Below are 12,604 nucleotides of genomic sequence, written 5' to 3'. Positions count from 1 at the left end.
TAAGGGCCGTTTTTACATCTAAAACTTATTCGCTATATTGTTTGTAGAGCGTCTACAAAATAACTATTAAATCGACCTCGAATTCTTTTGTACTTTAGGTATATACTCATTTCATTATAAAAGCTTTAGGGACAGTTAAATGGCCGATAACTTTCGCGTTATATTTGCAGGACTTGCCGATAACGTTGACATAAAAACAGCATGTACAAATTTAGCTGCAAAATTAAAAACATCAGATGAAAAAGTAGCTCTTTTTTTTAAAGGTAAGCCACTGTTTGCACCAAGCGATAAAGACAAAGCGTTAAAACAGGCTAAGTTACTAGCAGGCTTAGGCATTAAAAGTAAGCTTCAAGCTGTTTCAAACATCATTCAAAATGGCTCAAACCCTGCTGCAAATAACAACCAACGTGACGAACGTATTTTTGATGCACTCGATTACATCACTAGCAGCTTAATTCGCCTTGAAGAAAAGCTAGACGAGTTAGAGCAACGCCTTCCTGAAGCTCAATTAAAAGCACCAGACGAAAGTATTGACGAATGGCAAGGTGACGATCTAATGCTAGATGATGATTTAGCGCCTCCTAAAAAACGCAGTAACTTACTTTTATATTCATTGATTGCAACTGCCACAATTTTGCTAGTCGTACTGGCTGTTTTTTTAATTTTTCCCGATTTATTCTCTTTTTAAGAATGGCTAATTAATTTAATGAGTAATAAACGCGCAAAAATAAGAGCAGAAATTCGTAATACCCGTAAAAACTTGTCAAATAATCAGCAAATAATTGCTGCGCAATCGCTAAAAATGAATTTTATTCAACATTTAAAAAGCGAAAAAACAACGAATTCAAAGCATATTGCCATTTACTTAAGTAACGATGGGGAACTAGACACTTCATTGTTAATTAAAGAATTATGGAGTTTAAACCATACCGTTTACCTACCTATAATACACCCATTCAATGGCGCTAATTTACTATTTCAGCGCTATGAGAAAAACTCACCCATGAGAGCAAATCGCTATGGTATCTTGGAGCCTAAGCTGAACTGCTCTCAAATATGCCCATTACCAGTGCTTGATTACCTCCTTATGCCATTAGTTGCATTTGATAAACAAGGTAATCGCCTAGGAATGGGAGGTGGGTTTTACGACCGGACATTGGCACGTTTACACGAACAAAATTGGCAAAAACCACAACTAATTGGCCTTGCACATGAATGCCAAAAAGTTGAGGCTCTACCAATCGAGTCGTGGGATGTACCACTTAAAACCATTATCACCCCAGATAAAACATACTGTTGGTAACAATTAAATTTGATTACTAACCGCATATTTCTGACATACATGAGCACAAAGCAATGACACAAGACGAATTAAAAAAAGCAGCTGCTTGGGCAGCACTCGAGTTTGTAAAAGAAAACACTATTGTAGGTGTGGGTACAGGCTCTACTGTTAATCACTTTATTGATGCCCTTGGTTCAGTAAAGGACACTATTGTAGGCGCTGTATCAAGCTCAGAAGCCTCAACCGAGCGCCTACAAGCGTTAGGTATTGAAGTATTTGAGCTTAATAACGTTGCTGCTTTAGATGTATACGTTGACGGTGCTGACGAAATAAACGATCAAAACGAAATGATTAAAGGTGGCGGTGCAGCCCTTACTCGCGAAAAAATAGTAGCCGCAGTAGCTAAACAATTTGTGTGCATTGTAGATGACACCAAATTAGTAAAAACATTAGGCGACTTCCCGCTTCCGGTAGAAGTTATTCCAATGGCTCGCAGCTACGTTGCACGAGAATTATTAAAGCTTGGTGGTGACCCTGTTTATCGCCAAGGCGTAGTTACCGATAACGGTAACGTTATATTAGATGTATTTAACTTAAAAATTACCAATGCTAAACAACTTGAAGCACAAATAAATTCAATTGTTGGCGTAGTTACCAACGGCCTATTTGCAATGCGTGGTGCTGATAAAGTGATTATCGGTACTAAAAATGGGCCACAAATTAAATAGGATGAGGTTATGAGTAAGGTATCGTTAGCAAAAGACAAAATTAAAATTCTCTTGCTTGAAGGTGTTCACCAAAGCGCTGTTGAAACGCTAAAACGTAACGGTTACAGCAATATCGACTACGTTAAAACATCCTTACCTGAGGACGAATTAAAAGAGCGCATTAAAGATGTTCACTTTGTAGGACTTCGTTCTCGTACTCATATTAACCAAGCCGTATTAGACTCAGCTGACAAGCTAGTTGCTGTTGGGTGTTTTTGTATTGGTACAAACCAAGTTGATTTAGATGCAGCACGCGAACGCGGTATTGCTGTATTTAACGCACCATTTTCTAATACTCGTTCAGTTGCTGAACTTGTACTTGGTGAAATCCTACTTTTATTACGCGGTATTCCAGAGCGTAATGCAGCGGCTCATCGTGGTGGCTGGTTAAAAACAGCAAATGGTTCGTTTGAAGCACGTGGTAAAACTTTAGGTATTATTGGTTACGGTCACATTGGTACTCAGCTAGGTATTATGGCTGAAAACATCGGTATGAACGTTGAATATTACGATATCGAAGATAAGTTATCACTCGGTAATGCAAAGCAAGTGCATAACCTAACTCAGCTGTTACAACGCTCTGATATTATTAGCTTACACGTACCAGAAACACCGCAAACTAAAAACCTTATTGGCAGTGCTGAGCTTGCTGTTATGAAGCAGGGATCTATTTTGATCAATGCTTCACGCGGAACTGTTGTTGATATTGATGCACTTGCAGAAGCACTAACAGAGAAAAAACTAAGTGGTGCAGCAATCGATGTGTTCCCTACTGAGCCAAAATCTAACGATGAAGAATTTGTATCGCCACTACGCCAATTCGACAATGTTATTTTAACGCCGCACATTGGTGGCTCTACACAAGAAGCGCAAGAAAACATTGGTATTGAAGTAGCGGGTAAACTGGCTAAATACTCAGATAATGGCTCAACTATTACCGCGGTTAACTTCCCTGAAGTATCGCTGCCTGAGCTTGCTAATCGTAGCCGTTTATTACACGTGCACCACAACCGCCCTGGTGTACTAACGCAAATTAACCAAGCGTTTGCACAGCACGGTATTAACATTGCTGCGCAATACCTACAAACAGACGCATCTATTGGTTATGTAGTTATTGATGTAGATACAGATCAATCTGAAGTAGCACTTAAAGAACTAAGCGCTGTTGAGGGTACAATTAGAGCACGTATTCTGCATTAGTAATTTAATCAGCTATTCTAATATCAAAAAGGGTCACTTCATTAAGTAACCCTTTTTTGTATTTAGATTACATATACTTTCTTAAGTATTTTTTGAATACCGGATCTGTTGCTGCCAACTCTTTTTGCTCAGCTAATATCTCTTTTAAAATAGCACCTGAAGTAAGCGGGTTAGCTAGTACCACCCTAAATACAACTGTTGGTTGATTGTCGTATTTAGAAGGCGTTAAACGAGTACGTGATACAAATGAGCGACCAGACTCTCGCTGACGTTTTTGCATACTGGCAGTAAAACGGTTCAGTGAAGCAAAAATATCTAACCGAGTTGCTGCATCAGCATCGGCTATTGCTTGTTTAATTTGCTTAGGTACATAACGATACGTTAATAAGCACAACTCAGGCTCCGAAATAAGCTCAAAGTCTTCATCAGCCTTAATTAAATCAGCAAAGTAATGTGCTTTTTTGATGCTTCGATCAATCAGCATTTCGTAACCTTTACGACCAATAACACGTAAGCAAGCATGTACTAACATTGCCATACCAGGTCGGCTGCCTTCTAGCGTGTGGCTACCTAAGTCTTTTGAACCTTTACGTAATATGTACTCAGCGTGATGCTCTATTGCATCGGTTGCTGCCGGGTCTTTAAATAAAACTAAGCCCGCTCCCATTGGTACATACATTTGTTTATGTGCGTCGATGGTAATTGAATCTGCTCTCTCAATCCCTTTAAGTAAAGGGCGATGCGTGTTCGATAAAAGGGTCGCTCCTCCCCATGCAGCATCTACATGAAAATGGCAGTTAATGTCTTGTGCTAAGTCGGCCATTTCATCAAGTGGGTCAATATTACCGGTTTCGGTTGTACCCGCTACCCCAATAATCGCCATTACTTTAATGCCTTGCGATTCAAGCTCACGTGCTTTTTCGCGCATAGCTCCTACATCAACTTTATTATTTTCGCAGGTTTTAATACCAATTAAGTTATCGCGGCCAATACCGAGTAAATCAACCGATTTACCTAATGAGTAATGTCCGCGTTCTGATATTAATACTGCTAAACCTTTATAGCCGTAATGCAGCATACCGGCAATTAGGCCTTGTGCGCCGATACCTCTAAAATCGCCATCGGGTTTTAATAAGCGGTTTCGAGCAATCCAAAGCGCAGTAATATTAGCAACCGTTCCACCAGAGCAAAATGCACCTAATGAGGTTTTAGCACTGTGCATCCATTTAGAATAAAATGAATCTTCTTGCCCATAAGCTAAATGATGCATCATTCCAAGCACTTGACGCTCAAGAGGCGTAAACGCTTTAGACGTTTCTATTTTTACTAGATTTTGATTTAGCCCTACCATCAATTTTGACAGCGGTAATAAGAAATGCGGCAAGGCAGAGGTCATGTGACCAATAAAGCTAGGCGCAGCTGTATGCACAGAATGCGCAACAAGTTGCTCCATTATGTCTTGGGCATAAGCAGATACAAACGTTGGATCCTCTGGGATCACTGCCGACTGAAAATCTTTTTCGATTTCATGTAATGGTTTTTCAATTGCCGCTATATTTTCGTTTAGAAAACCTGCTAAATTACTCGAAATTTCAAGCTCGATTTTGCTTAAAGTTGAGTCTGGCGCTTCAGGTACAGTAAATATACGCTTAAGGCTTTCTTTAGAGGCGACGGCACAACGCTTTTGATCCATCTCAATACCTAGTGTGTGTAGCTAAAACACGCGCTTACCCATCAAAAACGCCTAATTATTAGGACATTTAGAGCAATCGTGTTTCTTTAAAAATTGCGCTAACTTTACTGCAATATAACTAAAATGTCTCGTTTAAACCTATAAAAGCAATCAAAGCGATGACAAAAAAATGATAATTTAATTAAAACTCTACCAAACCTAATTATTTATTGGGCATTTACTTATTTTGGGTATAATAAATTTGATAACAAAAAAGGGACACATATGCCAGAAGGAAGAGTCAAAGTTAGTTGGATAGTGGCAGGCTTTAGCTTATTTTTAATAAGCTTGCTTACTTATGTTTACTACACTTACCAAACCACGCGTGCTGAAATAATGCAGTCGGTTGATAATCGCTTACTTAATGCCGCCACCAGCGTTAAACATATTCTAGGTGAAAATTACTTAAGTGCGGTTAATCAAGGCGACAACATAAGTTTTTCTTACTATCAAAATAAGAGTAAACAGCTCTCTGAGTTTGCTCAAGCACTTGATATTGCTTATGTGTATTCAATGATTTTAAAAGACGGAAAGGTTCTTTTTAGCTCATCAAGCTACACGCAAGACGATCAGAATAATGGCAAAGTAACTCAATTTTTAGATCTCTATCCTGAAGCTACCGATGCAAATATAAGTGCTTTTTACTCAACCGAGCCTGTATTTGAAATATCGAGCGATCAGTGGGGCCACTTTAAAACTATTTTTATTCCTTACGTTGACCCTATTAACGGCAATACCTATTTAACGGGTGCCGATATAACTATTTACAATTTAAACGAGAAACTTAAAGAAAGCGTATCGAAAGCTGCTGCAATGGCTAGCTTCTTCTTTTTTATCGCGATACTTGTTGCCGCCATATATATTTATTTACTAAAGCGCTCTTTAGCAACTGACTCAAGTACTGGTTTTTCAAATCATATTGCTCTTGAGTACTTTATTAAAAAAAGTAATGCTCATCACATGCAGTTAGCCGTTATTTGGGTTAATGAAATAGAAGATATAAACAGTTTCTACGGCACTGAAGTGGGTGACAAAGTAATGAAAAACTTACTTATTCACTTTAAACTCAGAAGCTCTGCGCATTGCCATATATACAGACTAGCAACCAACAAAATAGTATTACTCGCGCCTAAAGAAATGAGTAATGACGAATTTACCGATCTCGTAAAAACATATAACTTTAATACCCCAGTGTTAACTGACCCTTTTATTTACATAACCCTATGTGCAGGTATTGCCAGTGGTAATAAATCGCTACTGCTTGAAAATGCTCATATAGCGGCGCTGCAAGCAAAACAAGGCAGGCATAGCGTAGTTAACTACTCAAAAGCGCTACACGATGTAAAAACGCAATATCAATACAATGTTGAAATGGCTAAAGAGGTGCGTGAAGCGTTTGATAACAACCGTATAGTGCCTTACTTTCAACCCATTATTGATACAAATACCAACAAGGTCGTTCAATACGAATGTTTAGCTCGAATGGTAACGGCGCAAGGGGAAGTGTTGAAACCTGATGCATTTTTAAATGTTGTTACTCGATCAAGAATGGACGGAATACTTACCCGTACTATATTTTCACAATGTGTTAGTCGCTTTAGAAAAACCGATATTTGCTGGAGTTTAAATATAACAGCACAAGATATGCTCGACCCTAATTTAAGTGAGTTTATTGCGGACGAACTAAAGCGTTACCCGCACCCAAGCAACATCACGTTAGAGCTTTTAGAAACCCAAGCTATTGCCAACTTTTCTGAAGTAAAAGCATTTATTGGTATGGTTAAAACAAAAGGCGTTAAGGTTATTATTGATGACTTTGGTAGTGGTTACTCAAATATATCAAATGTACTTAAACTAGAAGTGGATGGTATTAAACTTGATGGCGCGCTAATAAAGCAAATAGTGAATGACAAAGACATTTATTTGTTTATTGAACATATAGCCAGTTTTGCTAATCAACTTGGTTTGCAATTAATGGCAGAGTCGGTAGAAAATGCAACCATAGTAACCGCACTTAAAAAGGCGAATGTGACACTAATGCAAGGCAACTACTTTGCCCACCCAGTGTCACATGTTAGTACGGTTATAGAAGAAGAATTAGCACTTTAACTTACTTTAGCGAGGTAAGTTAATAACGAGTCGGTGGCTTTGCTGGCCACTGGCCCAGTATTTACGCTCAAAAGGCGTAATGGCATCGTCTGACTCATAAAGCGTTACATCGCAAGGGTTGCCTGTTAATTCGAGCGCCCGAGCAAACTCCTTAACGTAAATATCCCAATTGCTGCGTACTTCTAATTTCCCACCTAACTTAACAATAAATGGAAAAATAGCTGCGCCATGCCAGCGCCTACGAATATGCTTAGATTTAGGCCACGGGTTTGGATACAACAAATAATGGTGCGTAGGTTGCCAATTAGCAGCTACCGCTAAACGCCAAAAGTCATTTAAGTCTGCTTGCACTAAGATGTACTGACCACTGTCGGTTTGCTTATATTCAACATCGTGCTTATCTAATCGGTGCGACGATTTATCAATACCAATTATAAGTGCATCTGGGTGGCGCTTAGCTAAGTTAGCTGAGCTTTCACCTACGCCACAACACGAGTCTAAAATAAGCGGGCCACTAAAGGCTTGTACTTTAGCATTAACCTCGTCAAATGCGGCTTGGGTGTGTGCTGCAATTGGCTTTTTAAATTCAGCATCTAAGTGCTTATTTACTATTTCATCAAGCTTTTCGTGAATACCCGCTTGATTAGATACAATACTACGTGAATTTGCATCACTCATTAGTGTCTTAGCCCCACACCTTTTTTGATCAATGTAAGCGCTAATGTAAATAACGCTGTTATAAATACTAAAATAACCCCAAGAGCCACGCTCAAATCAACATCCGACACACCTAAAAAGCCATAACGAAATGCGTTAACCATATAAATTATAGGGTTGATTTGTGATACATTCTGCCAAAATTCAGGCAGCAACGTAATTGAATAAAATACACCGCCTAAGTAAGTTAGTGGCGTTAGTATGAAGGTGGGGATAATGCTTATATCGTCAAAGCTGTTTGCGTAAATCGCATTAATTAAGCCACCTAAAGCAAACACGGCTGAGGTTAAAATAACCGTTGCCATAATTACAAAAATATTATGAATTTGAATATCAACAAATAATAACGATACACAGGTAACTATAAAGCCCACCATAATACCGCGCGTCATACCGCCACCCATATAGCCTAGAACAATGATGTAGTTAGGTACAGGTGCAACTAAAAGCTCTTCAATGCTTTTTTGAAACTTTGTTGAATAAAAACTAGAGGCTACGTTGGAATAGGAATTGGTAATGACCGACATCATTATAAGGCCCGGTACAATAAACTCCATGTAGCTAAAACCGCCCATATCGCCAATTCGTGAACCAATTAAGTTACCAAAAATAACAAAATATAAGCTCATTGTAATTGCTGGCGGTACTAAGGTTTGCACCCAAATACGTAAAAAACGAATACACTCTTTAATCCATAAACTCTTTAAGGCTACGCCATATTTAAACATTTATTCGCCCCGCCCTTGCTCTAGTAATCCTACAAATAACTCTTCTAGTCTGTTTGCTTTATTTCGCATACTCAATACAGTATTACCTTGAGCTGTTAATGCACTAAACACAGCATTTAACCCTTGTGATTTAGCAACTTCCACCTCAACAGTGCGATCGTCTGTCATGGTAAATTTATAGCCATCAAGCGTTACAGGATTTGCAGGCGTTTTTAAATCTAAAATAAACGTTTCTTTATCAAGCTTTGCAAGCAGTGCTTTAATTGTGGTGTTTTCAACAATTCGACCATTATCGATAATCGCAATGTTTTTACACAGTAACTCTGCTTCTTCAAGGTAATGTGTGGTTAAAATAATGGTAACGCCTTGCTGATTTATTTGGCGTAAAAAATCCCACATTGAGCGACGAAGCTCTATATCTACACCTGCTGTTGGCTCATCAAGTATAAGCAACTTTGGTTCGTGCATAAGCGCACGTGCAATCATTAAGCGGCGTTTCATACCACCTGAAAGCGTACGCGCTTGCTTGTCTTTTTTCTCAAGTAAACCAAGTTGAGCTAGGTATTTATCAGCACGCTTATGGGCTTCAGCGCGTGGAACACCGTAATAACCAGCTTGATTAACAAGTATTTGGCTAAGCGTTTCAAACTGACTAAAGTTAAACTCTTGCGGCACTAAGCCTAAATGCGCTTTTGCGGCTTCTAAATCAGTATCAATATCGCAACCGAATACTTCTACTTTGCCTTTTGTTTTATTAACAAGTGAGGAAATAACACCAATAGTGGTTGATTTACCAGCTCCATTTGGGCCAAGCAAAGCGAAAAAATCACCTTCGTAAACTTGTAAATCAACGCCTTTAATGGCCTCAACACCATTTTTATAAACCTTAGTAAGGCCTTCTATATTTAAAGCAATATTTTGCTTAACCATTACTTACCCTCACCATAACCCCAACGTTTTGTTAGGTTATGTTCAATGTTTAAATGATCTAAAATTCTTGCCACCATAAAATCGACTAAGTCTTCAATACTTTGTGGCTTATGATAAAAACCAGGTGCTGCTGGCATAATAGTTACCCCTAAACGAGATAACTTAAGCATGTTTTCTAAATGAATTTCGTTAAATGGTGTTTCGCGCGGTACTAAAATTAGCTGCCCGCGTTCTTTTATTACAACATCGGCGGCGCGTTCTAGTAAATTATCTGACGCCCCTACCGCAATTGCAGAAACCGATCCTGCACTACACGGGCATACCACCATTTTTTTAGGTGCCGCAGAGCCCGATGCCACAGGGCTAAACCAGTTATCTTTACCGTATACTTTTAACTGCCCAGATTTAGCATTAAACAGCGTACTTAACTGCTCAGTGGCTTTATCTTCGTTACCAGAGAGCTTAATATTTGATTCTGTATCAAGCACCACTCGCGCTGCACTTGAGATAAGTACGTAAACTTGAAATTGCTGTTCAAGCAATACTTCAAGTAACCTTAAACCATAAGGCGCACCTGATGCACCGCTAAAAGCGAGCGTAATTCTATCTTTAAATTGCACACTATTCTCCGCTGTATTTATCAGCTAAACCATCAACAAGGTGTTGATGAAGGCCATTAAAACCGCCATTACTCATAATTAAAATATGTTGATTAGGCTCAATATTTTCAAGCACCGTATCAATAATTGTTTGCGTGCTGCTAAAGCACTGCATGCCTGCTTTATCTGCTTGCTCTTTTAGCGACCAATTTAGATTCTCTGGTTCAAAAAGTAGTACGTCGTCAGCATCACGCAGTGAATCTAATAATGTATATTGGTGCACGCCCATTTTCATCGTGTTTGAGCGCGGCTCTAAAATAGCGATAATTTTTTCATCACCTACTTTTGCGCGCAGTCCTGCAAGCGTAGTTTTAATTGCTGTTGGGTGATGCGCAAAATCGTCATACACCTTAATATTATTAATATCAGCCTTTAGCTCCATACGCCTTTTAGGGCTAATAAATTCTCCTAAGGCATCAATACTATGATCAACAGCTATACCCACATGACGCGCTGCTGCGATAGTCATAATTGCATTTTTAACGTTATGCTCGCCTATTGCTTGCCAGCAAACAGTGCCCTGCTTTTCGTTATTTAAAAGTACATTAAACTCACTACCATCGGCTTTTATTAATTCATAGCTCCAATCATCGCCTAGCGTTTCGCTTTCGCTCCAAAGCCCTTGTGCTATTACGTCATTAAGCGCTACGTCTTGCTTAGGCCAAATTACCTTGCCGCTTTGAGGTAATGTACGCATTAAGTGATGAAATTGTTTTTTTATTGCGTTCAAATCTTCGAAAATATCAGCGTGATCGAATTCAAGATTATTTAAAATAAGTGTACGTGGAAGGTAATGGACAAACTTACTGCGCTTATCAAAAAAAGCAGTGTCGTATTCATCGGCTTCAATAACAAAAAATGGCGTTTCACCCACTTTTGCCGATACACCAAAATTTTGGACTATGCCGCCAATTAAAAACCCTGGTTTTAAACCTGCATACTCTAAAACCCACGCAAGCATACTTGCTGTGGTTGTTTTTCCATGCGTACCCGCTACAGCAAGTACCCACGATTTTTGTAATAAATTATGTTTAAGCCATTCAGGGCCTGAGGTGTAAGGCAGACCTTTATCAAGCACATATTCAACACACGGGTTACCACGGCTCATTGCATTACCGACAACTACCATATCTGGTTTTGGCTCTAATTGAGATACGTCGTAGCCTTGAGTCAGTTCAATGCCAAGCTCTTCAAGTTGCGTACTCATTGGTGGGTAAACGTTTTGATCAGAACCCGTTACTTTATGACCTAATGATTTAGCAATGGCTGCAATACCACCCATAAACGTGCCACAAATGCCCAAAATATGTATATGCATATACTTTCCTTAAATCGTATGCTCACTTTACAGCTATGCAAAGTTTAATGGCGCTATAATGCCAAAATTCGTGCTTAGTTACTATGTACGTCTGCACAATTCACTCGTGCCAAAAACACGTTAATTAGTTTTTTAAACGCTAAAAATCAAAAAATAGGCACGTTCACCTACCCTGTATTGCTTTTAATCAATTATTATCAATGTTATAAACCAGCTTGCTGTATAACTTTAAAACTTAAAAAGGACTTAATATGAAAAAACTATTCTTTATAGCCTGTATTTTACTTAGTCAAAAAAGCTTTGCTTTGGAATTTGCTAAGTACCCAATAGAACTAAGTTCGGGCGAAGGCGTTAATGTTGTTATTGCCCCAACAACAGATAAAAAACAAGCTTTAGTAAAAGTAACAGGCATAAACCATGATATTGATGGGATTGTATTTTTAACCGAATTAAAACCTCATGGTAGTAATAAAGCTTACAAATATACTTACGATGGTACACAAAGAAGTTTAGTAAGTGTTGAGGAAGGCTACCGCTGTTGCTCTTACAATCTTTATATTCCAGACACTCGTGATGGAATTTACTTATCAAAAAAAGAAGAGTCAAACCCTGCCATTGTTGAAGACTTAAAAGCGCAATACGATCAACAGTTAAATAAAGGTACTCAAGCTAAACTAGCGAAGTTTAATCGTGAAAAGCATTTAGGGTATCAACAAAAAAATATAGCTGCCGCTAATAGCGAAATAGATAAGCAATGCGGATTAAAAATAAATACCAATGTTGATTGGGAAAGCATTGATGATGAAAACCTAAAAGAATATCCAGTGGGTTCATTTTGTGCACAAGTTGCAAACGAAATGGCATACATGTGCGAAAAAGACCAAAGTTTTAAAAACGACATAGCTCAGTTCAATGCTATCGAATGTAAATTTACTAATGAGCTAAAACTACGTAAAAATGGTAATACACTTATATTTAAAACAGCGCCAAAAGCCGCTAACCAACGCCGCTTTATTGAAGCTTATTTATTAAATTTATAAGCTGAGTTTAAAACCAAAAAAGCACCTAAAGGTTAATGCCAGTCAGTTAAGCTGACTGGCATTTTTCTTTTTATGGGGATACTTAGATGGTTTTGGCTTAACCCATCGGGGATATCGTCTAT

At 38.6% G+C, this 12,604-nt stretch carries 12 protein-coding genes; 6 read left to right on the top strand and 6 right to left on the bottom strand.

The window, feature by feature from the left end; genetic code table 11:
* The first annotated feature begins 139 nt into the window (after positions 1 to 139).
* The 4 genes from GQR52_RS10800 to serA are packed head-to-tail and all read left to right on the top strand — an operon-like array spanning position 140 to position 3,249.
* Positions 140 to 688, top strand: a complete 549-nt coding sequence (locus GQR52_RS10800) for a hypothetical protein (RefSeq protein ID WP_165728434.1) — start codon at positions 140 to 142, stop codon at positions 686 to 688.
* An 18-nt stretch (positions 689 to 706) separates the two neighbouring features.
* On the top strand, positions 707 to 1,303 hold the full coding sequence (locus tag GQR52_RS10795; protein ID WP_101164181.1) for a 5-formyltetrahydrofolate cyclo-ligase: 597 nt from the start codon (positions 707 to 709) through the stop codon (positions 1,301 to 1,303).
* A gap of 53 nt (positions 1,304 to 1,356) precedes the next feature.
* Complete coding sequence (gene rpiA / locus GQR52_RS10790; protein WP_101217710.1) at positions 1,357 to 2,010, top strand: ribose-5-phosphate isomerase RpiA; 654 nt, start codon at positions 1,357 to 1,359, stop codon at positions 2,008 to 2,010.
* Positions 2,011 to 2,019: 9 nt separating this feature from the next.
* Entirely contained in the window at positions 2,020 to 3,249 is a 1,230-nt protein-coding gene (serA, locus tag GQR52_RS10785; protein WP_024594074.1) for a phosphoglycerate dehydrogenase, read from the top strand.
* Positions 3,250 to 3,316: 67 nt separating this feature from the next.
* Here the strand turns inward: serA and panP are convergent, their stop codons facing one another.
* Entirely contained in the window at positions 3,317 to 4,942 is a 1,626-nt protein-coding gene (gene panP / locus GQR52_RS10780; RefSeq protein WP_024594075.1) for a pyridoxal-dependent aspartate 1-decarboxylase PanP, read from the bottom strand.
* A gap of 264 nt (positions 4,943 to 5,206) precedes the next feature.
* On the opposite strand from panP, the gene GQR52_RS10775 reads away from it, so the two are divergent.
* The gene (locus GQR52_RS10775) at positions 5,207 to 7,090 is read left to right on the top strand and encodes a GGDEF domain-containing protein (protein WP_165728433.1); all 1,884 of its coding nucleotides are present in this window, start codon (positions 5,207 to 5,209) and stop codon (positions 7,088 to 7,090) included.
* 6 nt (positions 7,091 to 7,096) lie between these two features.
* On the opposite strand, the gene GQR52_RS10770 is transcribed toward GQR52_RS10775, so the two are convergent.
* From GQR52_RS10770 to mpl, 5 genes are read right to left on the bottom strand one after another with little or no spacing between them, the layout of a single operon-like run.
* Positions 7,097 to 7,768 carry an SAM-dependent methyltransferase gene (locus GQR52_RS10770; RefSeq protein WP_007584750.1) on the bottom strand — a complete coding sequence of 224 codons (672 nt, stop codon included), beginning with the start codon at positions 7,766 to 7,768 and terminating at the stop codon, positions 7,097 to 7,099.
* Positions 7,768 to 8,535 carry an ABC transporter permease gene (locus GQR52_RS10765; RefSeq protein ID WP_007584748.1) on the bottom strand — a complete coding sequence of 256 codons (768 nt, stop codon included), beginning with the start codon at positions 8,533 to 8,535 and terminating at the stop codon, positions 7,768 to 7,770. The genes GQR52_RS10770 and GQR52_RS10765 overlap by 1 nt, the downstream gene beginning before the upstream one ends.
* Entirely contained in the window at positions 8,536 to 9,465 is a 930-nt protein-coding gene (locus GQR52_RS10760; RefSeq protein ID WP_024594076.1) for an ABC transporter ATP-binding protein, read from the bottom strand. It lies immediately after the preceding gene.
* On the bottom strand, positions 9,465 to 10,085 hold the full coding sequence (locus GQR52_RS10755; protein ID WP_007584746.1) for a flavin prenyltransferase UbiX: 621 nt from the start codon (positions 10,083 to 10,085) through the stop codon (positions 9,465 to 9,467). The genes GQR52_RS10760 and GQR52_RS10755 overlap by 1 nt, the downstream gene beginning before the upstream one ends.
* Position 10,086: 1 nt before the next feature.
* Positions 10,087 to 11,442, bottom strand: a complete 1,356-nt coding sequence (gene mpl / locus GQR52_RS10750; RefSeq protein ID WP_024594077.1) for a UDP-N-acetylmuramate:L-alanyl-gamma-D-glutamyl-meso-diaminopimelate ligase — start codon at positions 11,440 to 11,442, stop codon at positions 10,087 to 10,089.
* Positions 11,443 to 11,693: 251 nt separating this feature from the next.
* Between mpl and GQR52_RS10745 the strand changes: the two genes are divergently transcribed.
* Positions 11,694 to 12,482, top strand: a complete 789-nt coding sequence (locus GQR52_RS10745; RefSeq protein WP_165728432.1) for a hypothetical protein — start codon at positions 11,694 to 11,696, stop codon at positions 12,480 to 12,482.
* Positions 12,483 to 12,604 lie beyond the last annotated feature (122 nt).

The sequence above is a fragment of the Pseudoalteromonas sp. 31A1 genome, assembly GCF_011378815.1.
Taxonomy (GTDB): domain Bacteria; phylum Pseudomonadota; class Gammaproteobacteria; order Enterobacterales; family Alteromonadaceae; genus Pseudoalteromonas; species Pseudoalteromonas arctica.
This window is presented reverse-complemented; position numbering and strand designations above follow the sequence as displayed.